The organism is Thalassobacter sp. 16PALIMAR09, from assembly GCF_000765485.1.
In the GTDB taxonomy this organism is placed as follows: Bacteria; Pseudomonadota; Alphaproteobacteria; order Rhodobacterales; family Rhodobacteraceae; genus Thalassobacter; species Thalassobacter stenotrophicus.
Genome location: NZ_JHAK01000012.1, coordinates 1 through 25471, shown reverse-complemented (window position 1 = coordinate 25471; position 25471 = coordinate 1). Strand labels below are relative to the sequence as shown.

The following is a 25471-nucleotide window of genomic DNA, read 5'->3' as shown; positions in this document are numbered from 1 at the left end:
TCATGAGCTTTGATATGAATGATGTCGCGCCACAGCAATCTGGTGACCTAATCCCGGACGGCACCTTTGCCAAGGTGACTATGTCTATCCGCAAAGGCGGCACTGACGGCACGAGCGAGGTGGATCGCGGGCTGCTGAAACCCTCCAACCAGCCGGGCAGCGATGTGCTGATGGTCGATGCCGAGTTCACCGTGGCCGAGGGCCCGTTTGCCCGGCGCAAGTTTTGGCAAAATTTCACAGTGCAGGGCGGCAAGCTTGACGAGCAAGGCCAATCAATCGGTTGGAAAATCGCCAAAAGCCAGTTTCGGGCGATGATCGATAGCGCGTTGGGGCTAAACCCCGAGGACATGAGCGATGCTGCGAAGGCCAAGCGTGTGTTGCGCGGCCTCGCCGATCTCGATGGCATCACCTTTGTCGCCAAGATCCAGATCGAGCCAAACCGGAACCCGGCTTACAAGGACGCCAACAAGCTCGAACATGTGGTCCTGCCCACAGCGCCTGAATGGCAGAAAGTGATGGCATGTGAGATGGTCTCGGCGCAGCCCTCGAACCGTCCACGCCCGGCAGCAGCTGCGCCGGTGTCAGCGGCACCTGCCTGGGGGCAATCACAGCCGGCTTCAGCCAGCGCCACATCCGCATGGTCGTCTGGGTCAGGTCAACCCGGTGGTCAAACCGCAGAACCTGCTGACACAGCCAAAACTGCAGGTGGCCCGGCGTGGCTCAACCCATGAGCCCGGATGAATGGCAAGCGCATGTCACCACGGAATCGGCCCTTGCAATGGGGCGTTGGTTGGAAGCGCGGGGACGGCTCGACCGCCCCATCGCCAGCCTCACGCGAAAGGACCTCGAATGCATGGCGTCGAACGCGATCAGCCGGTTCATTGTTCTGGCCTCGGAGCGGCGAACACAAGCGCCCGAGCCAAAGGAACGCGCAGCACTCGACCTTCTGCTTATGGGGTGAGCCGCGGTGAGCTTGGCCGGCGCGTGCCCTGCGCGCTCTGCGGCCGGCAAGCCAGGGGCTTCGGCTACTGCCACCTGCTGAAATGGGACCGCCATCCCCATCACCGATTTTGTTCGATGGCCTGCCTCACGGTGGGCAGCGCCATCGCTCGGAGGAATTTTGGAATGATCGACAAGACTGACATGGAAACGCGCGCAATCCGCGAGGCGCGTCGCGATCTCGCCGAGGCGCTGACGGAGATAGGCTTGATGCCGGCCTTCTTTGATCGCCCGGCCGAGGACATCGACCGCCTGATCGAAGCCTGCGTGGACGGGTTCCAAGCATCCATGCAACGCCAGTCCGATGCTGGCGACGTGCCTTTTTAGGGAGGGATTTGAACATGATCGATCTCAACCACAATTCTGGGTTTGTCTACGGACGCAGTGGCAATGAAACCGCGCCGCTTGGCTCTCGGATCAACGGGCGCATCGACGCAGCACTTGTCGCCGAGCGCGACACGCAGCGCGCGCGCGACTATCTCGGTGCCAGCCGGATCGGCGAACCCTGCGCGCGGCGCCTGGTGTATGAATTCACCAAAACGCCAGTTGATCCGGGCAAGGATTTCGAGGGGCGCACGCTGCGCATCTTCGAGGCGGGTCACATATTTGAGGAACTGGCGATCCGCTGGTTGCGGGCGGCCGGGTTCGATCTGCGGACGGAAAAGCGCGATGGCGGCCAATTCGGCTTCGAGACAGCAGGCGGGCGCATCCGTGGCCATGTTGATGGGATCATCGTTGGTGGCCCCAACGTTGAAATTTCCTGGCCGGTGCTTTGGGAAAACAAGGCACTGAAGGCATCAAGCTGGAATGACACGGCCAAGAAGGGCGTGCGGGCTTCCAAGCCCGTCTATTACGGACAGCTACAGATCTACATGGCCTATATGGGCCTGGAAGCGGCGATCTTTACCGCGCTGAACAAGGATACCTGCGAACTTTATCATGAGCATGTGCCGCTTGACGCCGCTGCCGCGCAGGCGCTCTCGGACAAGGCGGTGGACGTTCTGCGCGCTGCAGATGCAGGTGATTTGCTGCCGCGCGTTGCCGCCCATGCCGATTTCTTCCTCTGCCGGTTCTGCCCCTTCGCAGCACGATGCTGGCAGGAGGAGCAGTGATGAGCATCACGATTACCGCGTCTCAATCGAAAGCCATCGCTGAAATCCGGGACTGGTATCTCAATCGCCGCCATCTGCAGCAGGTCCTGCGCATGTTCGGGTATGCCGGTACTGGAAAAACCACAATCACAAACCTCGCTATTGAGGCCCTCGGCCTTGAGCCCATGACGCCTGGGGGCTTGGGTGGCGTGCTCTTTGCCGCCTTCACTGGCAAGGCTGTTCTGGTCATGACGCGCAATGGCACATCTGCGCAAACCATTCACAGCCTGATTTATCGCAATTCTGAAGCCTCGCCCGAAGAAATCGCGCGTGTGAGCGAGGAACTGGCAGCGCTTGAGCGCGACCTCCCCCGGATGGGGTCGAGCGAACGGGCCTTTGCCCAAGCGCAGATTGCGCAGCTGAAACTCAGGCTCGACCGCATCCATGAGCCACAATTCGTGCTGAACCCGCAATCCGACCTGCGTGACGCAGATCTGCTTGTGCTCGACGAGGTGTCGATGGTCGGCAAGAAGATGGCAGAGGACCTGTTGGTCTTTGGCAAGCCGATCCTGGTGCTGGGGGATCCGGGGCAATTGCCGCCGGTCAAAGACGAGGGGTTCTTTGTCAAAGGTGAGCCAGACGTCATGCTGACGGAAATCCATCGTCAGGCGGCAAATAGCCCCATTCTGAGGCTGGCAACTATGGCACGCCGTGGCGAGTCCATTCCCTTTGGCGCCTTCGATGACAATGTCTGGAAAATGTCACGCCATGACGTAGCACCGGCGCAGCTTCTCCACGGTGGTCAGGTGATCTGCGGGAGGAACGCGACGCGGCGCAGGCTCAACACAGCTATGAAATCTGCTGCAGGCTTTTCCGCCGATTATCCCACCGGTACAGGCGAAAAGATCATCTGCCTGCGCAATCGCCACGATCTGGGTCTGATCAACGGCATGTTCATGACGCTCAGCGAAGTGCGGCCACATCCGCATAATCCGCGCGCATTCCGCGCCGTGATCAAGACCGAAGACGGTGTTGCGATTGGCGGTGCGCAGGATTTCTGGCGCGGTGAATACGATGACCACGTCGTCTTCGACCCGAACCGTAATCGCCATGAATGGGCAACGCGCCGTGGTCTCATCGAGAGCAGCTGGGGCTACGCCATAACCTGCCACAAGGCGCAAGGAAGCCAATACCCCACCGTGGTCGTTGTGGATGACGGCTTTGGTCACTCTGCCGAGGTGCGCAACCAGTGGCTCTACACATCCATTACCCGAGCCGAGCGCGGCCTCCTGATCCTTGCCTGAAGGAGGCCAAACATGACAGCCACCATGATTGATTTCAACGATGCCATACCGTTGCGGCCACAGGCAGATCGCTATGACCTGGACCTGATTGTACAGCGTCTGCGCGAGACGGCCGAGACTTGGGTTCCGCAGCTGTTCCCGAACGGCAAGCGCGTCGGCGATGAGTGGCGGTTGGCTAATATTCGCGGTGATGCGCCGCGCAACACCGGCTCCTGCGTCATCACCCTGCGCGGGCTGCATGCCGGAGACTGGATTGACTTTGACGGCAATGAGGGTGGCGGGCCGATCAGTGCCATTGAAGCGGCCACGGGTCTGACCGGGCGTGAACTTATCGTCGAAGCAGCAGACACGGCTGGCGTTCTCCCGGGGGCGCCCGCTCGTCAAGCACCCATATCCAAACCAGCGCCAAAACGGGACGCAGCGCAGGATATCACCCATATTCTGTCCCACGCGGTGCCGATCGCGCAGACGCCTGCGGCACAATATCTGCAAGGGCGTGGCTTGGCATTGCCGATGGACAGCGACCTGCTGTTCCATGACGATCTGACCCATTGGGAAACCAAGACCGGCTTTGCAGCACTTCTTGGGCAAGTGCGAGATCGCAGCGGTGACGTGATCGGGTTGCACCGTACTTACCTTGTTCAGGACGCGGACGAGGTGCGCAAGGCGGACGTGTCCAAGCCAAAGATGATGATGGGACGCATCGCAGGCGGGGCCGTGCGCCTCGCGCCGATTGGCAAAGATGGGCGGGTTGCGCTTTGCGAAGGCATCGAAACCGGTCTTGCGGTCATGACGGCCTGCCCCGACCTCCCGGTCTGGGCGACGCTCTCCACCTCGGGGCTTGAACAGTTGGAACTGCCGCCAGCGGGGCAGCGCGTGCTGATCTTGGCCGATCACGATGCATCCGGTGCGGGATTGCGTGCCGCTGAGGCCAGCGCTCGACGGCTGCGCGCCCAAGGCCGGGATGTCGCCATCGCGCTACCGCCCGTGGAGGGTGAGGACTTTAACGACATGCTGCTTCGGGCCGGTTCGTCGGCCGTGGTGTGTTTGATCGAGGCAACGGAACAGGAGGTTGATGCCGACGCTGTGCTGCAAATTGGCCAGCACCGGCCGCTCAATTATCAGGGAAGCAGCGGAGACATCCCCGTCCTGCGCGCCGATGAGGGCGATCTGAGCCGTGCGGTCTCGCAGGTCTGGAGCCTCGTCATGGCCTCGAACCGCACGCCCTGGGTCTTCCGCTTCGCTGGGCAGCCGACCTGGGTGGTGCCGGATGATGAAGGCCGACCCGTCGCCACCATCCTTAATGAAGAGCGCTTGCGCCACATGCTGGCACGCCTCGCCCGATGGGTCCGCGAAAACGCCAAGGGAGAATTGTTGCCCGCGCCGCCGCCATTGGCCACGGTCAAATCCGTGCTCGCAACGCCGGACCCCGCGCTGCCGGTGCTCACAGGCATCGTGAACACGCCTGTCTTCGGCCGTAGTGGCACGTTGATCACAGATCCCGGCTACCACCCTGATGCCCGGCTGCTCTATGTGCCAGCACCAGGCTTCACCGTGCCGGATGTCCCTAAGCGTCCGACAGAGGCGGATATTGCGGCAGCGCGCGAGCTGATCTGCGACGACCTCTTTGGCGACTTCCCATTCACCGGTGAAGCAGAACGCGCCCATGTCGTGTCGTTGCTGCTTCTGGGCTTTCTGCGCGCTATGATAGACGGACCCACGCCGCTGCACCTGATTGAGAAGCCCACACCTGGCACTGGCGCGACGCTGATGGTTGACGCTGTCGCCACGATCCTGACCGGCACAGGGGCCAGCGTCATGACGGAGGGCCGCGATGACGAGGAGTGGCGCAAGCGCGTTACCGCCAAGCTTCGCCAGATCCCCTCGATGATCCTGATCGACAACCTGCGTGCCAAGCTTGACAGCTCTGCCGTGGCCGCAGCCCTCACAGCACCTTTTTGGGAAGACCGCGTGCTCGGGGTCTCGGAAATGACCCGGCTGCCGATCCGCTGCCTCTGGATCGCGACCGGCAACAACCCCGAATTTTCCAACGAAATGGCCCGCCGCCTAGTGCGCATACGGCTCGATGCGAATGTCGAGCGCCCCTGGCAGCGCGGTGGGTTCCGCCACCCTGATCTCATGGTCTGGATCCGCGCCAACCGTGCACGCATCGTGGCGGCCTGCTTGACACTGTGTCAGGCGTGGATCGCCGTTGGCAAGCCGCGTGGCACAAAGACCATCGGCTCCTATGAGAACTGGGCGCAGGTGATTGGTGGCGTTCTGGAGACGGTTGGCATCCCGGGCTTCCTTGGAAACCTCGAGGACATGATGGCCGACTCCGATAGCGAGGGGGCGGGCTGGAGCGCCTTCATCGCCGCCTGGTGGGACAGGTTCGGGACAGCGCCTGTTGGGGCCGCAGACTTGTTCGATGTTGCGACATTCTGTGACCCGGCACCGCCAATGAGCGGTGGGACAGAGCGTGCCCAGAAAACAGCCTTTGGGATATCGATTTCGCGCATGCGGGATCGGGTATTCCGGCTGGAAACACGCGCGGTTCGCGTTCGCAAAGCTGGCATTTCGCACAAGACAACTCGGTGGCAACTCGAGTTTTGTGAGCCTCAGACGCCATCAAAAATGGCAAATCAACCTGAGGTTGGGGGACCTCTGTCCTCAAAGGGGGACCTCGAAAATGGAGGTACCCCTAGCCAACCTGTTGAAAACATTGGCCGAGGGGGACTTGGGGGACCTGGGGGACCTATTCCGACCCCTTCACACATGCGCATGCGCGCACACGCGCACGATAAGGAGGAGCTGGAAAAAGGTCCCCCAGGTCCCCCAGGTCCCCAAAACTATGAAAAAACAGAGCCTTATGGAGGGGGACCTCTGGGGGGACCTCAAAATGAAGGTCCCCCGAGGTCCCCATGCCCCGATTGGCTAAAGGAGCTCGACCCATGAGCCGCCTAAGCCATCAACCTATCCATCCGACGACGGCGGCCGGTACCTCCAAGCACATGACCGCCGTCGTCTTCCACCCGAGCAGCCAACTAGAAAAGGAGATCACTCATGGCTGAAACGACTCTCGCTGACGTCAATCTCAGCGCAACCCCGAAAACGCCCCTGCAGCATGCACAGGGCCAACGCACGATCCTTGCCCTCGATCTTGGGACCACTACCGGCTGGGCCATTCGTGGCTATGACGGCCTGATCACCAGCGGCACGGCTAGCTTTAAGCCAGGTCGCTACGATGGGGGTGGCATGCGCTATCTGCGCTTCACCAACTGGCTGACAGAACTCGACAGATTGTCAGGCCCGATTGCTACGATCTGGTTCGAGGAAGTCCGCCGCCATGCGGGAACTGACGCGGCTCACGTCTACGGCGGGCTGTTGGCGGTTCTCACCAGCTGGGCGGAGTTGCGTGGCGTGCCGTATCAGGGGGTGCCGCTGGGCACGATCAAGCGCAACGCCACCGGCCACGGCAATGCGAACAAACAGGCCATGATCGATGCCGCCCGCAAGCGCGGTTTCAGCCCGGCTGACGACAACGAGGCAGACGCTATCGCGATCTTGCTCTGGGCGATTGAGACGCGGGGAGGGCTGGCCTGATGGGTATGCGCTTCACTCCCAAGGGTTATGGCGGCAATCGCCGTGACCCTGATCAAGTCAAGCGCGATGGCTGGCATGAGCAGCACATGCTTGCGGTCTCGCTCGACGATCATCGGCTCACGTGGCCGGAACGTGAACTGGTTCGCCAGCTGGGCGAGAAACTTTATGGCAAGCTGCCAGCAGTGAGGGAGGTGCGCCATGGCCGATGAATGGACACGGGCAATGGTGGCGGACCGGCTGGATCTAGCTGCAGACGTGATGCGCTCCATGCCGCCGGTCCGCCCACAGGGTTACGTCAGCTCTTGGCCGGAATACGTCTCAACATTCGCCGATCAGGTCGAGCAGGAGCCGCGGATGAAAAAGCCGCTGCCATCGCCGCGGATGATCACGCAGGCCGACGAGGCGATGCTGTGGCTACGCTGGGTGGACAAGGACATCGGCCAGATCCTCTGGGCCCGCGCCAACCGCAAGGCCTGGAAGGGGATCTGCTGGGCGCATGGGGTCAGCAGGGCCACGGCGAACCGGCGATATGAGTATGGTTTGGCCGTGATCGTTTGGAAATTGAACGGCAGAACCGTCCCGCGCAAACGGTCGATGCAGTTCGTTATTCAGCGGACCGCTTGAGTGATCGGGGCGGCGGTAAATACGGCCACCCTGTCAACCTCTTTCGTTCGCGTGAGACACTTTTCGGTGAGACACCGCAAGCTGTGACAGATCTCGATTGAGAGGCTAAAAAAAGGATATGCTCGAAGTTGTGCGCGTGGGAGAAATGTCCTTGGTTATAGCGAGGCAACATAAGTAGCCTGATATCCTCTTCGTTTTGGTGCATTTGACACGCTTGAGACAACTAGTGACGTTGACCAAGCTTATGATGAGTGCGAAAAATCGATTGGGGAAAGCTGAAACTCTGGAGGTGACGCCGTGACCTCTAAAGACATATTATCAACTACCGAGGCAGCACGTCGCCTGTCATTTAAGCGCGGTTATGCTCGCGAGGCTGTATCAGTCGCGCGCAAAAAACCGGCCAATGTTCGCGATATTATGTTAAAAATTAGGGAGATCCGCCCCAGTCTTAAAGCCCGTATACGATTGGCCAAGCAGATCAAGAAAATGCCAGGCGTTATTACTGGTTCATATTCATCATCTGGGGCCGTCCGAGCCGTGTACCGAGAAGTCGTCGCAATGCAGACCCAGCATGAAGAACAGGAGCTTTTTGCAGAAGATGTGCTCTTATATTCTGCCGTCTTTGCTGAAAGCACGCGTACGAAACGTAGTCTGCACATTGCAAGGATCAGCTTGAATTATCATGCGATTGAACGGCTGATTGAACGAAGCGATTGTGAAATTGGCCCAGGCTTTCTTGAGCTGATCGATCAAGAGGCGAACCATATTCTCAAGGAACTGGCGCGTGATGTGACCATTACGCACAATGAAGACGAATTCATACGATCGAGCTACTGTGGCGTTTGGGCAGGAAGCATTGATGTCTCAAGGCCTGACCCTGAATGGTTCGCCTTTGAACAAGACCCCAAAGCTCCGATCTTTTCTGTCCGGACATTTCTCAGTCCCGATGAAATGCATCCGTACGTTTGGATGAAATGGAACGACGGGGTCGCGGCTAAACCTGCTGAATAATCAACCCCACAGACCGGTCTGCTTGAAAAAACTCCTGGACCCTGCGAAAGCTGCCTCCGGTGAAGGCGCGCGGCTATTTCAACGCTTGGCCGGACTTTGCACGATCTAAAAAGGAAATCGCCGCCATGGAGGCAGAGCCCATGCGGGTCTGGCCTTCCGCCTCAGCCATCACCCGTCTAGAGTAAACGTTTGATTGGATGCTGTGGATCGATGAGGCCGAACGCAAGTTGATCTGGTCGCGTGCCGGTCGCACGCCTTGGAAACAGATCTGCTGGGACTTGGGATGTGACCGTACCACGGCATGGCGTAAGCATAAGATCGCGTTGACGAAAATTGCGGCACGGCTGAATGCTGATTGACATAAACCAATCGGGCAGGTTTCATATTGCCTGCCCGTATGTCCAAAACGCAAGGCGACCGGCGCAAAAGGGGGAATGATGATCAAAAGCGAATTAGTTGCGAGGATTGCGGCAGAAAACCCTCACTTGAAAGACGTTGACGCACAAAAAGTCGTCTCCAAAATTATTGAGACGATCAGCGAGGGCCTTGAACGGGGCGATCGTGTCGAGCTGCGCGGGTTTGGTACATTTAGTGTCCGTCACCGGCAAGGTGGCCGACGTCGCAACCCAAGTACCGGTGAGATTGTTTATATCGAAGCGAAGTCAGTGCCATTCTTCAAGACAGGCAGAGGGCTGCACAGGCGCTTAAACTTTGCGTAAGCCCAAACGTGTTGCAACACTTTTGTTTTCGACAGCTGCAACAAGATCATGCTACACGAAGTATAAGATGGGGAGAGTGCGTCGCATAGACGTCTCTCCCCGTTTTTGTTTTTGGATTTAAGTGCTTTGAGACAGCGCAAATGGTATCCGAATTCCCGCAAAACTGTCTCCGCTCAAAATGTTACACTGTGTAACGCATTGAAATTGAACGGGTCCCTTCTGTTTGCAACCGTATACGGGGGAGCAAGGTGCTGCGCTTTCCTAGTGACACCCTGTAAAATACCCGTTTCGTTTCGGTTTGCGCACTGACCCAATGAAACAAGGGGGTTGAGCGGCCCCTGCCCCGCTCTGAACCGAAATGGCATGCCGACCCCATTTCGCTTTCTCGCACTAGATCCGTTGCGCGCCTCACCGATCCCAAGGATATGATCATGGACGTTTTAGACCTGCCGCTTGAGCAGATCATTCCCTATGCGCGCAACCCGCGGAACAACGCTGAGGCCATCGCCACGGTCGCGGCCTCGATCCAGGAGTTTGGCTGGCGACAGCCCATCGTTGTCGACGAGGCGATGGTGGTGTTGGCGGGGCACACGCGGCTGGAAGCAGCTCGCAAGCTCGGCTTCAAGTCCGCGCCGGTGCATGTGGCCAAAGGGTTGACAGCGTCTCAGGCGCGGGCCTTCCGGATCATGGATAACCGCTCCAGTGAAAACGCCGAGTGGGACAAGGACCTTCTGAACCTCGAACTGGCGGATTTGCTGGATGCAAAGTTTGACTTAGGCCTGACAGGCTTCACTGACGACGAGTTGAAGGCCCTGATGAACAGTCTTGAAGACGGCACTAGCCCGCAGGAGGGTGAGGACGACATTCCCGATACTCCGGAGGACCCGATCAGCCGCCCTGGCGATCTCTGGATCCTTGGCAATCACAGGCTGCTCTGCGGTGACAGCACGGTGGCCACCGATATCGAGCGGCTACTTGGAACGGTGAAACCACTGCTGATGGTGACAGATCCACCCTACGGGGTGGAATATGATCCGGGCTGGCGGAACCATGCGGGTGCTGCCAAGACCAAGCGCACTGGCAAGGTGCTGAATGACGACCGCGCGGATTGGCGCGAGGCCTGGGCCTTGTTCCCCGGCGACGTCGTCTACGTTTGGCACGGTGCGCTGCATGCAGCAGAAGTTGCCGAAAGCCTAGAGGCTGCGGGCTTCAATATCCGATCGCAGATCATCTGGGCAAAAGAGCGGCTTGTGCTGAGCCGCGGCGACTACCACTGGCAGCATGAGCCCGCGTGGTATGCTGTTAAGAAAACTGGAAAAGGCCATTGGGCGGGCGATCGCAAACAGACAACACTGTGGCAAATCCCAAGCAAGGATCAGGATGCCAAGACGGTGCACGGGACGCAAAAGCCTGTCGAATGCATGCGCCGCCCGATCCTTAACAACTCCAGCCCTGGCCAGGCTGTCTACGAGCCGTTCATGGGATCAGGCACCACGCTGATCGCGGCTGAGACAACGGGGCGCGTGTGCTACGGTATCGAGCTGAATCCGGTCTATGTAGATGTCGCGGTCGAGCGGTGGCAGCGGTTCACCGGTCAGCAGGCGGTGCTTGAAGGTAGCGATATCACTTTCGATGCGCTGAAGGCTGAGCGCGAGGCCGCATGAAACAGTCTCGCCTCATGTCACTGATTGAAGCGATCACCAATGTGATCGTCGGCTACGGCGTTGCGGTTGGGACGCAGATCCTGATCTTCCCGATTTTTGGGCTCCGAACAACGATCGGAGAAAATCTCGCGATGGGTGGTATATTCACGATCGTCAGCCTGTTTCGCTCGTTCGTGCTACGACGGCTCTTCGAGGCTCTCCGAGTTGCCGAGCAGAACCTTTAGATCAGACCGAGACCTTTTAAACAGTTGGCCGTATCCATCAATTGATGGGTCGGGACCTCAACCGTGATGGTGAAGCTGTCGGCAAATGTTCTGCCGTAAACGCCCCCATCGTCCATCAGCGCTCTGTCGATTTCGTCAAGAACGAGGCAGATGCGGCTGCGATCAAACTGCTCTGGCAGGTTTCGGATGGGGAGCCGAATGTTGGTGGTATCCATGAGGATTTTTTTCCGAGTGTTATTTGCCGGATCAGCTTCGCTCTGATGGGTATTTTTATCCAGTAAATTCGGCTTAATTACATATGGTTAACAGCCGTTTGAGGTCTGCTTATGTCCACTGCAACCCAACCTATTGGCGTCATAGCCAAGCTTCTTGACCTGACCGAGCGACGGGTGCAGCAGCTGAGCCGGGAGGGAGTGATCCCCAAGGCAGACCGCGGACAGTATGCTTTGATCGGGTCGGTCCGTGGCTATGTCCATTACCTGCGCGATCAAGCAATTAAGGCGCAGGCCGGTGCGCCTGATTATGCGGCCGAACGGGCGCGGTTTGTCCGAGCCCGGGCGGATCTCGCCGAAATGGAGGCCGAAGAAAAACGCCGATCATTGATCGCAGCAGATGAAATTGAGGGCGCTTGGATTGCAGTGCTCACCCTTCTGAGAACTCGGATTCTCGCCCTGCCGGACCGGTTGGCGCCACAGATTGTTGACCAATCCACCGTCGGAGAGACCCGTAACTTGATCCGCACGGCGATCCGCGAGGTGCTCGATGATCTCGCAGAGCCAGACATTGAATTCGAAACTGACCCTGAGATTGAGGGGATCGCCGATCCTGCAGCGGACGGTGGTGAAGGCCCTGTCGGTTCTAAAGCCACCGCCGGATCTGACGATCAGCGATTGGGCGGATAAGAACCGTCGGCTGAGCTCTGAGGCCAGCGCCGAGCCGGGTCAGTGGCGCACGTGCCGCGCGGAATACCAGCGGGGTATCATGGATGCGATCTCGGATCCGGCCGCAGAAACCGTTGTGATCATGTCGAGCAGTCAAATTGGGAAATCGGAGTCGATCTTGAATATGGTCGGCTATCATATTGACCATGACCCGGCCCCAATCATGGTAGTGATGCCGACGGAGCGTGACGCGGAAACCTGGTCGAAGGACCGCTTCTCGCCGATGGCGCGGGATACGCCGTGTTTGCAGAATAAGATAGCAAACCCCAAGTCGCGGGACGGCAACAACAAGATCCTGCACAAACGGTTTCCGGGTGGGCATCTGACCATTGTCGGCGCCAACGCACCCTCAGGGCTCGCGAGCCGGCCGATCCGGCTGCTGCTCTGTGACGAAGTTGATCGCTACCCATTCAGCGCAGGCGCCGAGGGCGATCCGGTCAACCTTGCAAGAAAACGAACGGTGACGTTCTGGAATCGCAAGATTGTGCTGGTCTCAACGCCAACAAACAAAGGCGCGAGCCGGATTGAGGCGGCGTTTGAGGAAAGCGACCAGCGACGGTTCTGGGTCCCCTGCCCCGACTGCGGATCAGAACAGCTGCTGATCTGGAGCCAAGTCCGCTGGGACAAGACAGAAGAAGGACACCATTCGCCCGATACGGCCCGCTACCACTGCGCCGAATGCGATGCCGCGTGGAAAGATGAAACCCGTTGGGCTGCCATCTCAAAGGGACGCTGGATTGCAGATCAGCCCTTTGCGGGCACGGCAGGCTTTCACCTGAACGAGATCTACTCGCCTTGGGTGCGGCTTGAGGCGATGGCCAAGGCGTTTCTGTCTGCGCGCGCTGGTGGGGATGAGACGATGAAGACCTTCGTCAACACCTCGCTCGGCGAGACCTGGATGGAAAGCGGCGAGGCGCCGGACTGGCAGCGGCTGCAGGGTCTGAAGGAAGATTGGCGCGCTGGCACGGTGCCTGCGGGTGGGCTGTTCCTGACTGCGGGCGCCGACGTGCAGAAGGACCGGATTGAGGTTGATGTCTGGGCTTGGGGGCACGACTTGCAAAGCTGGCTGATTGATCACATCGTCATTGACGGCGGACCGGGCGATCAGGCTTGTTGGCAGAAGTTGTCCGACTTGCTTGGCCAGACATGGCAGCACGTAAGCGGCACCCCGATGACCATTGCACGTTTGGCGATCGACACAGGTTATGAAACGGCCGCTGTCTATGCCTGGGCACGTCAGGCGGGCTTTGGCCAAGTGGCACCGATCAAGGGCCTTGAGGGCTTCAACCGTGCCAGCCCGGTGACGGGTCCGACTTTTGTCGATGCTACTATCGGCGGCAAGCGTCTGCGCCGCGGGGCGCGGCTTTGGTCGATCGCAACATCGACCTTCAAGGCCGAGACATATCGCTTCCTGCGGCTCGATCCGCCGGAAGTCACCAGTCCGGCAGATGGAGAAAAGTTTCCTCCCGGCTTTCTCCATCTGCCGGGCTGGGTCGATGCCGAATGGCTGAAGCAATTAACAGCGGAGCAGCTGGTCACGGTCAAGAACAAGCGCGGGTTCGCCAAACTTGAGTGGCAGAAGCTGCGGGAACGCAATGAGGCGCTTGATTGCCGGGTTTATGCACGCGCCGCCGCTTGGATCCTCGGTGCCGACCGCTGGTCGGACGCTCGGTGGGAAGAATTGGCGGCGCAGTTTGTGGTCGCTGATGCCAAGGGCGCCACCTCTGCCGGTGGCACACAATCTGTACGCAAGGCACAGGGGCGCCGCGTTGCGCGTTCAACATACATGGGATGAGTTTGGGCATGGCGGATCTGACGACACTGAAACTCCGCCGGGAGGCCCTGACTTCGCAGCGCGCCTCAGGCGTCGCGCGGGTCAGCTATGACGGCAAAACCGTGGATTACCGCAGCGTGGCCGAGATCGACCGCGCCATTGAGGCCCTAGACCGTGAAATTGCGGCGGCTGAGGGGCGGCGGATCGTGCGGCAGGTACGCGTGACGACGACCAAGGGGCTCTGACAGAAATGGGGATGTTCGACTTGTTCCGCCGGCCCAAGCCAGGTGGCTCTGAGGCCATGCGCGCACGGCTGGAAGGGGCTATGGCCAAGCGACGGCTCCGGGGCTGGAACCCGCCCTTGGAAAACATCAACGCGCTGGTCGCCTCCGGTGGCCCGCGGCTGTTGGCGCGCTCGCGGGAAATGGTAGTGACCAATGGTTACGCGGCCAATGCCTGCGAGGCATTTGCGGCAAATCTGGTCGGCGACGGGCTTAAACCATCGTCTCTCATCACGGACGCCGATCTGCGTGATCAGATCCAGCAGCTTTGGCTCGCCTGGACCGATGAGGCGGATGCCGATGGGCTGACGGATTTCTACGGCCTGCAGGCCATGGTCGCCCGCGAGATGTTCGTGGCGGGCGAATGTTTCGTGCGCCTGCGTCCCCGCCGAGCGGAGGACGGGCTGATGGTGCCGTTGCAATTGCAGCTTCTGCAATCAGAAATGCTGCCGTTTGAGAAGATCGAGACAGACCCGAACGGAAACCGTATCCGCTGTGGGATCGAATTCGACCTGATCGGGCGGCGGGTGGCTTATCACTTCCGCCGCAGGCACCCGGGTGACAGCACGGATCAACGCGTCGCGGTGCCCGACACGGTGCGCGTTCCTGCCGAAGAGGTGCTGCACATCTACCGACCGATTGATGCGGGCCAGATCCGGGGCCTCCCGCATGTGGCGCCTGCCATGGTCCGGCTGTTCCTTCTGGACCAATATGACGACGCGGAACTCGACCGCAAAAAGACCGCGGCGATGTTCGCGGGGTTTATCACCAAGACCGCACCGGAAGACCCGATGATGGGTGAAGGGGCGGCCGATCTCGATGGGGCCGCCATCGCCAGCCTTGAACCCGGCACCATGCAGGTTCTGCTGCCAGGCGAGGATGTGAAGTTCTCGAGCCCAGCCGATGTCGGCGGGGGCTATGAGGCGTTCCAGTACCGCACGCTGCTCGCGGTTTCGGCCTCTCTGGGGCTGCCCTATCATCTGGTCACCGGCGACGTTCGGCAGGCGAACTATTCGAGCTTGCGGGCCGAACTGGTCGAGTTCCGGCGGCGTATAGGCCAGTTGCAGCATGGGGTCATGGCCCATCAGCTTTGCCGCCCCATCTGGCGGCGCTGGCTGGAGACGGCTGTGCTCTCGGGCGCGCTGGATGCTGATCCGGTTGTCGCGCGACCTGTGCAATGGATCCCGCCGCGTTGGGATTGGGTCGATCCGCTCAAAGACATCCAGGCGCAGGTTCTTGCGATGGAGGCGGGGCTGACGTCTCGGCGCAAGGTGGTCGAGGCCACGGGATATGACATCGAAGAGGTCGATCGCGAGAATGCCTCTGACGCGAAACGCGCGGCAGACTTGGGTCTGACCTATCGCGCTAGCCCCGGCGAGACGCAGGGCGCGCGCGCCACACCAACGGGTCTCCCAGACCCGAATACCCCCAACGAGGACGGCAGCGGGTCGTCCACGACACCGCAGCAGGAGTAACCCCATGAAATCCTGGTACACAATCCGTGCCCGCGCGTCGGGCGCGGAAGTGCTGATCTATGATGAAATCGGCGCTTACGGCGTAACGGCGAAAGGCTTTCTGGCAGAGTTGGGTGCATTGCCTGACGATGCCGCCATCGATCTGCGCCTCAACAGTCCCGGCGGATCGGTCTTTGACGCCGTTGCCATCTACAACGCACTGAAGCGGCACGCGGGCGACATCACCGTTTGGATCGATGGTATTGCAGCCTCAGCGGCGAGCTACATCGCCATGGCAGGTGACACGGTCGTCATGCCGGAAAACGCCTTCCTGATGATCCATGATCCCAGCGGCTTGGTTATGGGCACGGCCGAAGACATGCGCGCCACGGCCGAGGCGCTCGACAAGGTGAAGGGCAGCCTGATCCAGGGCTATGCCGCGAAATCAGGCAAAGCCGACGACGAAATCGCCACCCTGATGGCGGCAGAGACCTGGCTCGATGCCAAGGAAGCGCTTGATCTTGGCTTTATCGACCGCATTGCCGAGCCCGTGAAACTTGCCGCCTCCTTTGATGTGGCGCGCTTCCGCAACGCGCCGCCGGAAGTGGTGGAAGCGGCAAGTGAACCAGACGAGCCTGCGGCCCAGGAGCCACAGTCCGAGGGTGTTGCAGACGCCAACACCCAGCCTGACCCCGAACAATCGACTGCGGAAGCGCAAACCGAGGCCGAAAGTGAAGCCACAATGGCGGCCGCCGCGATGGTCCGCGCCGAGGCAATCGCCCATGCACGTGCCGTGATCGATCTCTGTCGCCTTGCAGGCCAGCCGCAGATGGCAGGCCGCTTCCTCGAAGAAGATGTGGGTCTCGACGAGGTCCGCAATCGACTTCTTTCGGCCAAGGCCGAAGCCACCCGCGACATCACCGCCTCCCATGCCCAGCCCGGGCGTGCGGCCACCACCCAATCCTGGGGCGATGTGATCGCCCGAACCTTCAAGACGAAAGGCTAACGCATCATGACGACGCTCACTGAAGGCAAACACGCGGGCGGCTTCCTCGTCTGGGAAGTCCTGCGCGATTACACCCGCGAAACCGTTACCATCGCTTCTGGCGCTGGAAAGCTCTCGCCCGGCACTGTGCTCGGCAAGATCACCACGGGCGGAAAATACACCGTGCTGACCCCGGGTGCTTCAAATGGCAGCCAGAATGCCGCCGGCATTCTCTGGGCCGCAGTCGATGCCACGGATGCCGATGCGCCTGGCGTCGTGATCCTGCGCGGCCCCACGCTTGTGAACCAGCATGAGATCGTCTGGCCCGAGGGCGCGACCGAGGCGCAGATCACCGCGGCCACCACGGCGCTTGCCACAATCGGCATCATCCTGCGCTGAGCCTGAGAGAGAAAGGACATCCCCATGGCAACCATGGACATCTTCGAGGGCGACGCCTTCAGCATCATCGAGCTCACCCGAGCTCTGGAAAACATCCCCTTCAAACCGGCGATCCTGTCTGGCTCTGGCCTTTTTGGGTCGCGCGGCGTGCGCCAACGCACCGTCATGATCGAAAGCCGCGATGGCACGCTGTCGCTGATCCCGTTCTCGGAACGCGGCTCGGCATATGAGCAGCAGGTGCCGGAACGGCGTGACATGCGAGCCTTCGTCTGCCGCCAGTTCAAGAAACAGGACGTGCTCTGGGCCGCCGAGATCCAAGGCATCCGCGAATTCAGATCGGAAACGGCGGTGCAGCAGGTGCAAACTGAGGTGGCCCGCAAGATGGCGCGGCTTCGGAATGACGCTGAAGCCACGTTTGAATTCCACCTCTTCAACGGCATCCAAGGCGTGGTGAAGGACCCCAAGGACGGGGCCACGGTGATCAACTACTTCACCGAGTTCGGCATCACACCGGCCGCGGAGGTCGACTTCGATCTCGACAATGCAACCCCCGCCTCGGGCGCTCTGCGCAAACGCTGCCAGGCGATGATTGAGAGTGTCGAGGACAGTCTGGGCGGCTTGGCCGCTGGTCAGGTGCAGTTGCGTGCCGAATGCGGCTCGGCATTTTTCGCCGATCTGGTTGCCCACAAGGAGGTGCGCGAGACCTATCTCAACACCGCTGCCGCGGCAGATCTGCGCGGCCGCGTGGGGGAAGAGGTCAGCTTCGGCGGCATCACCTTCCGTCGCTATCGGGGCGGGCTTGGCTTCGGCGTGCCGACTGACAAGGCGTATTTCTATCCCGAGGGGGTCGAGGGGCTCTTCGAGATCTACTACGCCCCGGCCGACACGTTCGAGACGGTGAACACTCTCGGCCTGCCGCTCTATGCGCGGATGATCCCGGATCGTGACCGTGACGAATGGGTGCGCCTCGAGATCGAAAGCAACCCGCTGCCGATCTGCACCCGCCCGCAGGTGCTGCGCTCGGCCAAGCGGACCTGATGAGCGCCTTTGCTAATGCTCTTGATGTCTTGTTCCTCGATGCCAATCTCTCGGTCGAGATTTGGCATCGGGACAGCGAAGGGCAGTTCACGCGCGCCCGCGGCATTCTGCGCCGCCCTGACGAGATCACCGAGTTTGGTGCGGCGCGGCTTCTTTCGGACACCACCCGGATCGATGTTCGGGTGGCGGATATCCCAGACCCTCGGCCTCAGGAGCAGATCCTGATCGGCGAGGAAACCTTCCTGATCCAGGGCGAACCGCAGCGTGACCGTGAGCGGCTGATCTGGACGATTGAGCTGACCCCTGCATGAAGCTTGGCCTCGACATCACACCGGACCTCGTTGCCGTGATGGCAGCCGAGATCAAGGCGGGCGAAAAGGCCGTCAGCGCCGCGATGCGCGAAGCTGGCACGGATCTGAAGTCCGCTTGGCGCGGGCAGATCACGCATGCGGGTCTGGGGAGACGGCTTGCGAACTCGATCCGGAGCCAGACCTATCCCAAATCTGGCGAAAGCCTGAAAGCAGCAGCGCTTGTTTGGTCGAAGGCGCCGGTCATTGTTGGCGCTCATGACACTGGACTATTGATCCGGTCCAAGGATGGGTTCTGGCTAGCGATCCCCACGCCTGCTGCCGGTCGTGGCCTGCGCGGTGGCAGGATCACCCCAGGCGAATGGGAACGGCGACGTGGTCTGAGGTTGCGGTTTGTGTATCGACACCGGGGGACAAGCCTGCTCGTCGCCGATGGGCGGTTGAACAACCGCGGGCTCGGCGTGGTATCGCGCTCGAAGACCGGGCGCGGACGGGCCACGGTGCCGATCTTCCTTCTGGTGCCGCAGGTGAAGCTGGCGAAACGGCTCGATTTGGCGCGCGACGCAGAGCGCGCGCATGACAGCTTGCCGGGGCGGATCGTGGCGGACTGGCTGGGGGGAAGGTTGTGACATCGGCTATGCGGACAAACCTGCCCTTGGCTCCCAATGGTCCAAGGAGCGCTCTCCCAACACAGCCTCGCAGGACCTTAATGGTGTTGCGAAATTGGTTCTCCTTCCTAAGATACACGAGGGAGGAATACTTGTGTTGCCAGAACAGTTCACCGGTGGCTGCGCGTGCGGAGCAATCCGATACAGGTCCGAAGGTATTGCCCGATACATGGGGAATTGCCATTGCCGTGATTGCCAGCAGGCTACTGGAAGTGCATATTTTCCGGCTGTCCTGGTGAAACAGGCAGATTTCAAGCTCGAAAAAGGGGACCCAAAGTGGTTCGAGCGCCGAGCAGATCGCGGCCATGCGATGCTTCGCGGCTTTTGTTCTGACTGTGGGTCACCGCTGTTCCTGATCAACAAGGCAAGTGAGGGGGCTATGATCCTGTTCGCAGGGAGCCTGGATGATCCGAGCTGGTACGCGCCAAGTCGTGACATTTACGTTAACAGCGCACAGCCGTGGGATAAGATGGACCCCAATCTCCCGAAAGCAGATGGAATGCCTGCCTGATTTTGCCAATGTCGCTGTTTTTGTCGACATCAGTCGTCAGCTGACATTCGCGCAGGGCGCAGCATCCAGAGCTTGGTTTCGAAATGGACCTTCTCCGCACCTGCACGATAGCAAACACCCATGCCCACCTTTCGCGAAACCATACTCGCCGCGCTGTACGCGCGGCTTTCGTCGTCGCCCGCAACCGCCCTGCGTGGCGAGGTGCTGCCCGAACGCGTGCCTGCCGATGGCCTACTGATCCTGCGCGACGGTGATCCGGGGGAACCCGAGGTGACCATGTCGCCGCTCGCTTACCATTACCAGCATCGCGCTGAGATCGAGGCGGTCGTGCAAGGCGCCGCCCGCGACGCGGCCTTCGACACGCTGTCCGCCAGTATTGGGAAAGCGCTCGCTGACGACCGAACGCTCGGTGGCCTTTGCGATTGGATTGAGGCGGAAGCGCCGCAGCCTGTCGATCTGCCTGTTGAGGGCGCGGCGAGCCTGAAGGCGGCCGTGATCCCGGTGGTGCTGCACTATTCAACGGCTGACCCGCTCAGCTGACCCCAAACATCTGAGGAGTTGAAACATGGCACGAGCCCAAGGAGCGCGGGCGCAAATGGCGCTTGCGTTCGAGACGACCTATGGCACGCCGCCCGTGAGCGGCTTTACCAAGATGCCTTTTGCAAGCACGACGCTAGGGGCAGAGCAGCCGCTGCAGACCTCAGAACTCTTAGGCTATGGCCGTGATCCGCAGGCCCCGATCAAGGATGCGGTGACGGCGGATGGGGATGTGGTGATCCCGATCGATGCCGAGGCCTTCGGCTTCTGGCTGAAGGCTGCTTTTGGCGCGCCCGTAACCACGGGCACCGAGGTACCTTACAGCCACGAATTCCGCTCCGGAAACTGGTCGCTGCCGAGTTTCTCGATTGAAACGGGCATGCCGGAGGTGCCGCGCTTTGCGATGTATTCTGGCTGTATGGTGGACAGTCTCAACTGGCAAATGGCGCGCTCTGGGTTGCTGACGGCCACCGCAAGCGTTGTTGCACAAGGCGAGGAAATCGCCGCGAGTACGTCCACTGGAACGCCTGCCGGTATCGCGCTGAAACGCTTCGGACATTTCAATGGGGCCATCACGCGGAACGGCGCCAACATCGGTAACGTTGTCTCTGCCGACCTTACCTATGCCAACAATCTCGACCGTATTGAGACGATCCGGGCCGACGGCAAGATCGACGGAGCAGACCCGTCTATCGCGGCGCTTACCGGCAATGTCGTCGTGCGCTTTGCTGACCAGACGCTCGTGACCCAGGCGATCAACGGCGAGGCCTGCGAGTTGGAGTTCTCCTACACACTGCCGACGGGCGCGAACCTGACCGTCACCGCGCATGCCGTCTATCTCCCCCGACCCCGGATCGAGATCTCCGGCCCACAAGGCGTGCAGGCCACCTTCGACTGGCAGGCGGCCAGCGATCCCGTTGTGGGTCGTATGTGCACCGTCACCCTGACCAACGACCGCGAGGTTTACTGATGCTGCGCTTGAACCTCTCCACCGAACCCCGGTGGCTCGACCTCGGCCATGGCGTGCGGCTGCTGGTGGAGCCGCTGACCACCGCCATCATGTTGGCAGCACGGAGCGATCCGACGATTATCGCCGCGGCGGCGGTTGAGGGCGAAGCGGCCCATTCCAACGACGATCTCGCCCGGATCGTCGCAAAGGCCGTGGCGCGCATCGTTGTAAAAGACTGGGAGGGCGTTGGGGACGAGGACGGCAAACTGCTGCCTCTGACGCCAGAGGGCATCGATGCCCTGCTTGAACTTTGGCCGATCTTCGAGGCTTTCCAGGCAAAATACATCGCAGGTGCCCTCATTCTGGACGCGGAAAAAAACGCCTGACCGCTCTCGCCGACTGGGAGTTCGGCGGGGGCGGTGAGTACTGCGCCGCATGCCCCTCTGTGTGCGCAGAATGCCCACGCACACTCCATCAACCCCGAACCATCGAGGGCTGGCAGATCTGGGATCTGGTTCAGCGCCTAGGCGGACAGGTGCGCGTCGTGGGCGGCATGAGTGGCGGCGCTGTCCTCGGCTGGGACATGGGTGCGGCCCTGCAACTCGGCGCAGCCCTCGGGCTCTCGCCACTCATCATCGCGGAACTCCTGCCGCCCATTGAGGCGGTGATGGTGCGCAAGATCAACGAAACCCTGCAGGCCGGATCAGGCCTGACCTGACCTCGTTTCCATCCGGAACGAGGTGTGACCCACCAAGGAAATGGTGAGATGGCAGAGAAACGTGTCAGCGTCCGGCTTTCCGCGACCGGCGGCCGTCAGGTACGTGCCGAGCTGGAAGGTGTCGGTGAGGCCGGCTTGCGCGGCTTTGGCCGTCTCAGCCGAGAGATGGACCAGGCCAATGCGCGCATGGCCGCCTTTGCGCGGCGCGCGCGGATCGCGGCGACAGCGGCGGCCACAGCGCTTGCTGCGGCCGTTGGCTCGATGACCCGCTCGACAGTGGCTGCCGCCAATGAGATCGGCCAGCTCTCCCAGGTGGCCAATGCGAGCCCGGAGGTCTTCCAGCGCTGGTCGGCCGCCTCGGCCACGGTGGGGATCGAGCAGGAGAAGCTCGCGCAGATCCTGCAGGATGTGAATGACCGGGTGGGGGATTTCCTGCAAACAGGCGGCGGGCCCATGGCCGACTTCTTCGAGAACATCGCGCCCCGAGTGGGCGTGACAGCCGATCAGTTCGCCCGGCTCTCGGGTCCGGAGGCGCTGCAGCTCTATGTCGATAGCCTTGAGCGCGCTGGCGTCAGCCAACAGGAGATGACCTTCTATCTCGAGGCTATGGCCTCGGATGCCACGCGGCTCATTCCGCTCCTGCAAAATGGTGGTTCGGAAATGACCCGGCTTGGCGCGCAGGCTCAGGCATTGGGCGCGGTACTGGACGCAGATGCCATCGCGGCGATGCGCCGGTCGGAACTGGCGCTAGTCAGCATCGGGCAGGTCTTTACCGGGGTGCGCAACCAGATCGCGGTTGCGCTGGCGCCCACGCTGGAGGCAGTGGCCAATGCGTTTGTCGCCCTTGCGTCCAGCACCAGCCCCATTAGCCGAGCCTTCGACGCGGTATTGGCCAACCTTGATCGGCTGGCGATCTATGCAGGGACCTTCGCCACCTTCCTCGCCGGACGCTGGGTGGCCGCCATGGCCGCCGCGGCGATCTCTGTCCGAGGCCTCGCCACCACGCTCGTTGTGCTGAAGGGCGCACTGATCCGCACTGGCATTGGCGCGTTGATCGTGGGCGCGGGTGAGTTGGTCTACTGGTTCACCCGGCTCATGGAGGGCGCGGGCGGCTTTGGCGACGCCATGGGGCTTTTAAAGGATGTGGCGGTCGAGGTTTGGGAGCGGATCCGAATGGGCGCCTCCGCGGCGGGTGCGCGCGCCACGGCGATGTTCTTCGACCTCAAGGCGGATGCGGCCGCTGGCATGGCTTCGGCCATTGAAAGCGTGGTGGCTTTCGGCAACGCCACGGCAAACACATTCGAGGGGGCGCTTGCGGCCGTGCGCGCCATCTGGGGCCGCTTGCCGAGCGTGATCGGCGAGATGGTCTATGCCGCGGCCAATCGGATGATCGACGGGATTGAGGCGATGCTGAACGGCGTCATCCGCCGGGTCGATGCCTTTACCGGCAGCATTCGGGATGCGCTCGCGGCTGTCGGGATCGAGACGGCCTTTGGTCAGATCGGCGAGATCAGCCTCGGCGATTTGGAAAACCCCTTTGCGGGATCTGCGGCTGACGCCGGCACGGCCGCGGCTGAGGCGTTCCGGCGGGCATTTGAGGACAATCCAATCACGGTCCCCGACTTTGGCCTCAATGATGCCGCTTCTGAGGCCCTGGCCACCGCGAATACCTACCGTCAGATCGCCACTGATCTTGCCAATGGCGCAATGTCCCCACTGACATCTTGGAACGCACTTCGGGATGCGGTGGCGGGGACCGGTGAAGACGGTGCGGCAGCTCTGGATGAGGCCACGGCCTCTGCAGATCGTCTGTCGGATGCCATGGGGCGTGCCGGTGGCGCGGCAGGAAGTGCCGGAGAACGGATCGCCACCGGGTGGCGTGCAGTGTCCGAATCCCTTCAGGCCTATGCCACAGAGGCCTTGAACTGGGGCAAAGGGCTTGGCGAAACCTTGACCGGCGCCTTCAGGGGTGCGGAAAGCGCGTTTCGGAGTTTTGTCGAAACCGGCAAATTCGACTTCAAAAGCCTCGTGCGCTCGATCCTGGCGGACCTTGCAGTTCTGTCCTTCAAGCGCGCGGTGCTGGGGCCGCTGGCCAATGCGCTCTCTGGCATCTTCGGCGGCGGGTCGCTCGCAGCGTCTGTCTCGCATGCCGGCGGCATCGTGGGGCTCTCAGGTCATATTCGGCAGGTGCCAGCCATGGCCTTCGCTGGCGCGCCTCGGATGCATTCCGGTGGGACCGTGGGGCCGGTTGGCTCCTGGGCGGGCCTTCGACCAGACGAAGTTCCGACGATCCTGCAACGTGGAGAACGGGTGCTCAACCGGCGCGAGGCAGCTGACTATGGCCGAGGCGGCAGCATTGGCGCGGGCGTCACCGTCAATATCGACGCGCGCGGGGCGCAGATGGGCGTGGCCGAGCAGATCGACGCGCGCCTTCGGGCGGCCATCCCGGAAATCGCCCGCATCGCGAAGGAAAGCGTGGCCGATGGGCGACGCCGGGGTCAGGTAATCTGAAATGGCCATTCCTGTCTTGCCGTTGACGCTCGTCACCTCGCTCGAGCGGCGCCTGGTCACGTCTGTGGCCGAGGCACGCTCGCCCTTTACCGGCACGTCGCAGATCCAAGATTGGGGTGCGTCGTGGTGGGAATACCAGATCGAGATGGCGGTGACCCAAGGGGCCAAGGCCCGGAGGCTTTCGGCCTTCTTCACCGCCCTTGGTGGAGTGCGCGGCCGGTTCCTCTTCCCCGATCCCTCGATCGAGGTGCCGTTGGCGGCTGGAAATCCCTATGTCACCGAGGCGCAGGTTGCGGGAGCCTTCACCCTGAGCACGGCGGGATGGGGACTTGGTCTGCGCGCCGGTGACTTCTTCCAGCTGGGCAGTGATGCGACCACGAGGCTTTACCAGTTGACGGCGGATGTGACGCCTTTCGGCAGTGAGGCAACGCTCGCCTTCGTGCCGCCGCTTCGGGCCTCAATCCCGGTCGGCACGCTCCTCGGCCTTGAGACCCCGTCGGTCCTGTTGCGCCTGACGGCCCCGGTTCCCTCGGTCATCGGCCGTGCGGATCAGCACCGCTTCACGATCTCAGCCCGGGAGGCCCTTTGATGAGCCGCGAACTTACCGTCGCTTTTGCAACCGCGCTGGCTGATCAAAACCTCAGGCCGGTCATCTTCTTCGAGGGCCAGTTCACCACGGGCTGGGTGCGTATTTGGTCGGGGCTGGGAGAGGTGAGTTGGAATGGGCAAACGTGGGCTGGGGCTGGGTCGCTACTCGGCCTCGGGGCGATTGACGAAACCGGAGAGGTCGTGGCCGGCGGCACGGCGGTATCGCTTTCCGGCGTGCCGCTGGATCTCGTGCAGATGGCGATCGATGAAGCGCGTCAGGGCCTGCCGGGCCGCATCTGGCTGGGGCTTCTGGCCGAGAATGGCAGCATCATCGCCGATCCGGTTCAGGCCTTTTCGGGACGGCTTGATGTGCCAGAAATCAAGGATGACGCCGACACCTGCACGATCACTATCAGTTATGAGAGCCGTCTGATCGATCTCACCGTGGCGCGGACCTGGCGCTACACCCATGAAAGCCAGCAGGTCTTGTTCTCCGGCGATCTCGGTTTTGAGTACGTCACAGCGATCCAGGATCGCGAAATTACCTGGGGGCGCGGATGATGCTCCCCC

Annotated in this window: 31 protein-coding genes and 1 pseudogene; 31 read left to right on the top strand and 1 reads right to left on the bottom strand. The window is 61.3% G+C overall.

The window, feature by feature from the left end:
• The first annotated feature begins 2 nt into the window (after window positions 1–2).
• The 14 genes and pseudogenes from PM04_RS15970 (at window position 3) to PM04_RS15905 (ending at window position 11239) form a co-directional block, all read left to right on the top strand.
• Window positions 3–731, top strand: coding sequence for a hypothetical protein (locus tag PM04_RS15970; RefSeq protein ID WP_038008709.1), 729 nt, complete (start codon window positions 3–5; stop codon window positions 729–731).
• Window positions 716–961, top strand: coding sequence for a hypothetical protein (locus PM04_RS15965; RefSeq protein ID WP_235281463.1), 246 nt, complete (start codon window positions 716–718; stop codon window positions 959–961). The genes PM04_RS15970 and PM04_RS15965 overlap by 16 nt, the downstream gene beginning before the upstream one ends.
• A gap of 164 nt (window positions 962–1125) precedes the next feature.
• Complete coding sequence (locus PM04_RS15960) at window positions 1126–1326, top strand: DUF6511 domain-containing protein (RefSeq protein WP_235281461.1); 201 nt, start codon at window positions 1126–1128, stop codon at window positions 1324–1326.
• A 14-nt stretch (window positions 1327–1340) separates the two neighbouring features.
• Complete coding sequence (locus tag PM04_RS15955) at window positions 1341–2111, top strand: isoleucyl-tRNA synthetase (RefSeq protein WP_038008707.1); 771 nt, start codon at window positions 1341–1343, stop codon at window positions 2109–2111.
• The gene (locus PM04_RS15950) at window positions 2111–3394 is read left to right on the top strand and encodes an ATP-dependent RecD-like DNA helicase (protein WP_038008704.1); all 1284 of its coding nucleotides are present in this window, start codon (window positions 2111–2113) and stop codon (window positions 3392–3394) included. Before PM04_RS15955 ends, PM04_RS15950 begins: the two co-directional genes overlap by 1 nt.
• A 12-nt stretch (window positions 3395–3406) precedes the next feature.
• Entirely contained in the window at window positions 3407–6349 is a 2943-nt protein-coding gene (locus tag PM04_RS17505) for a toprim domain-containing protein (protein WP_200880370.1), read from the top strand.
• A gap of 108 nt (window positions 6350–6457) precedes the next feature.
• Complete coding sequence (locus PM04_RS15940) at window positions 6458–6997, top strand: crossover junction endodeoxyribonuclease RuvC (RefSeq protein WP_038008702.1); 540 nt, start codon at window positions 6458–6460, stop codon at window positions 6995–6997.
• 5 nt (window positions 6998–7002) lie between these two features.
• Window positions 7003–7206 (top strand): hypothetical protein, encoded by a 204-nt coding sequence (locus tag PM04_RS15935; protein ID WP_038008742.1) that lies wholly within the window; start codon window positions 7003–7005, stop codon window positions 7204–7206.
• A complete protein-coding gene (locus tag PM04_RS15930; RefSeq protein ID WP_038008701.1) occupies window positions 7196–7621 on the top strand; it encodes a DUF6362 family protein in 426 nt (141 codons plus the stop codon). Before PM04_RS15935 ends, PM04_RS15930 begins: the two co-directional genes overlap by 11 nt.
• Before the next feature lie 297 nt (window positions 7622–7918).
• Window positions 7919–8632 (top strand): hypothetical protein, encoded by a 714-nt coding sequence (locus tag PM04_RS17940; protein WP_152600863.1) that lies wholly within the window; start codon window positions 7919–7921, stop codon window positions 8630–8632.
• Between the two features lie 41 nt (window positions 8633–8673).
• A pseudogene (locus PM04_RS18275) lies at window positions 8674–8991 on the top strand (DUF6362 family protein).
• A gap of 78 nt (window positions 8992–9069) precedes the next feature.
• On the top strand, window positions 9070–9351 hold the full coding sequence (locus PM04_RS15915; protein WP_038008696.1) for an HU family DNA-binding protein: 282 nt from the start codon (window positions 9070–9072) through the stop codon (window positions 9349–9351).
• Between the two features lie 431 nt (window positions 9352–9782).
• Window positions 9783–11015 (top strand): DNA modification methylase, encoded by a 1233-nt coding sequence (locus PM04_RS15910; protein ID WP_052077317.1) that lies wholly within the window; start codon window positions 9783–9785, stop codon window positions 11013–11015.
• Complete coding sequence (locus tag PM04_RS15905) at window positions 11012–11239, top strand: hypothetical protein (RefSeq protein ID WP_038008692.1); 228 nt, start codon at window positions 11012–11014, stop codon at window positions 11237–11239. Before PM04_RS15910 ends, PM04_RS15905 begins: the two co-directional genes overlap by 4 nt.
• On the opposite strand, the gene PM04_RS15900 is transcribed toward PM04_RS15905, so the two are convergent.
• Window positions 11236–11454 (bottom strand): hypothetical protein, encoded by a 219-nt coding sequence (locus PM04_RS15900; RefSeq protein WP_038008688.1) that lies wholly within the window; start codon window positions 11452–11454, stop codon window positions 11236–11238. The two genes, PM04_RS15905 and PM04_RS15900, sit on opposite strands and share 4 nt — an antisense overlap.
• 111 nt (window positions 11455–11565) lie before the next feature.
• Between PM04_RS15900 and PM04_RS15895 the strand changes: the two genes are divergently transcribed.
• From PM04_RS15895 to PM04_RS15815, 17 genes are all read left to right on the top strand, one after another.
• Window positions 11566–12141, top strand: coding sequence for a terminase small subunit, Nu1 (locus PM04_RS15895; protein WP_038008686.1), 576 nt, complete (start codon window positions 11566–11568; stop codon window positions 12139–12141).
• On the top strand, window positions 12080–13975 hold the full coding sequence (locus PM04_RS15890) for a phage terminase large subunit family protein (RefSeq protein ID WP_235281459.1): 1896 nt from the start codon (window positions 12080–12082) through the stop codon (window positions 13973–13975). The genes PM04_RS15895 and PM04_RS15890 overlap by 62 nt, the downstream gene beginning before the upstream one ends.
• 8 nt (window positions 13976–13983) lie before the next feature.
• Window positions 13984–14199 (top strand): phage head-tail joining protein, encoded by a 216-nt coding sequence (locus PM04_RS15885; RefSeq protein WP_038008738.1) that lies wholly within the window; start codon window positions 13984–13986, stop codon window positions 14197–14199.
• Window positions 14200–14210: 11 nt separating this feature from the next.
• Window positions 14211–15710 carry a phage portal protein gene (locus PM04_RS15880; RefSeq protein WP_038008735.1) on the top strand — a complete coding sequence of 500 codons (1500 nt, stop codon included), beginning with the start codon at window positions 14211–14213 and terminating at the stop codon, window positions 15708–15710.
• Between the two features lie 4 nt (window positions 15711–15714).
• The gene (locus PM04_RS17500; protein WP_052077315.1) at window positions 15715–16695 is read left to right on the top strand and encodes a head maturation protease, ClpP-related; all 981 of its coding nucleotides are present in this window, start codon (window positions 15715–15717) and stop codon (window positions 16693–16695) included.
• A gap of 6 nt (window positions 16696–16701) precedes the next feature.
• Complete coding sequence (locus PM04_RS15870) at window positions 16702–17073, top strand: head decoration protein (RefSeq protein ID WP_038008685.1); 372 nt, start codon at window positions 16702–16704, stop codon at window positions 17071–17073.
• 24 nt (window positions 17074–17097) lie between these two features.
• The gene (locus tag PM04_RS15865) at window positions 17098–18111 is read left to right on the top strand and encodes a major capsid protein (RefSeq protein ID WP_038008682.1); all 1014 of its coding nucleotides are present in this window, start codon (window positions 17098–17100) and stop codon (window positions 18109–18111) included.
• Window positions 18111–18422 carry a hypothetical protein gene (locus PM04_RS15860; protein ID WP_038008681.1) on the top strand — a complete coding sequence of 104 codons (312 nt, stop codon included), beginning with the start codon at window positions 18111–18113 and terminating at the stop codon, window positions 18420–18422. The genes PM04_RS15865 and PM04_RS15860 overlap by 1 nt, the downstream gene beginning before the upstream one ends.
• The gene (locus tag PM04_RS15855; protein ID WP_038008678.1) at window positions 18419–19048 is read left to right on the top strand and encodes a DUF6441 family protein; all 630 of its coding nucleotides are present in this window, start codon (window positions 18419–18421) and stop codon (window positions 19046–19048) included. The genes PM04_RS15860 and PM04_RS15855 overlap by 4 nt, the downstream gene beginning before the upstream one ends.
• Window positions 18996–19598, top strand: a complete 603-nt coding sequence (locus PM04_RS18430; RefSeq protein ID WP_369793325.1) for a GFA family protein — start codon at window positions 18996–18998, stop codon at window positions 19596–19598. Before PM04_RS15855 ends, PM04_RS18430 begins: the two co-directional genes overlap by 53 nt.
• A gap of 120 nt (window positions 19599–19718) precedes the next feature.
• Window positions 19719–20138 carry a hypothetical protein gene (locus tag PM04_RS15845; protein WP_038008676.1) on the top strand — a complete coding sequence of 140 codons (420 nt, stop codon included), beginning with the start codon at window positions 19719–19721 and terminating at the stop codon, window positions 20136–20138.
• A 25-nt stretch (window positions 20139–20163) separates the two neighbouring features.
• The gene (locus tag PM04_RS15840) at window positions 20164–21105 is read left to right on the top strand and encodes a phage tail tube protein (protein ID WP_038008674.1); all 942 of its coding nucleotides are present in this window, start codon (window positions 20164–20166) and stop codon (window positions 21103–21105) included.
• The gene (locus PM04_RS15835) at window positions 21105–21470 is read left to right on the top strand and encodes a hypothetical protein (RefSeq protein ID WP_038008673.1); all 366 of its coding nucleotides are present in this window, start codon (window positions 21105–21107) and stop codon (window positions 21468–21470) included. Before PM04_RS15840 ends, PM04_RS15835 begins: the two co-directional genes overlap by 1 nt.
• A gap of 158 nt (window positions 21471–21628) precedes the next feature.
• Window positions 21629–21802, top strand: coding sequence for a hypothetical protein (locus PM04_RS18115; RefSeq protein WP_200880376.1), 174 nt, complete (start codon window positions 21629–21631; stop codon window positions 21800–21802).
• A gap of 48 nt (window positions 21803–21850) precedes the next feature.
• Window positions 21851–24313 (top strand): phage tail tape measure C-terminal domain-containing protein, encoded by a 2463-nt coding sequence (locus tag PM04_RS15825; RefSeq protein ID WP_038008669.1) that lies wholly within the window; start codon window positions 21851–21853, stop codon window positions 24311–24313.
• A 1-nt stretch (window position 24314) separates the two neighbouring features.
• A complete protein-coding gene (locus PM04_RS15820; protein ID WP_038008667.1) occupies window positions 24315–24902 on the top strand; it encodes a hypothetical protein in 588 nt (195 codons plus the stop codon).
• Window positions 24902–25462, top strand: a complete 561-nt coding sequence (locus tag PM04_RS15815; protein WP_038008666.1) for a hypothetical protein — start codon at window positions 24902–24904, stop codon at window positions 25460–25462. The genes PM04_RS15820 and PM04_RS15815 overlap by 1 nt, the downstream gene beginning before the upstream one ends.
• Window positions 25463–25471 lie beyond the last annotated feature (9 nt).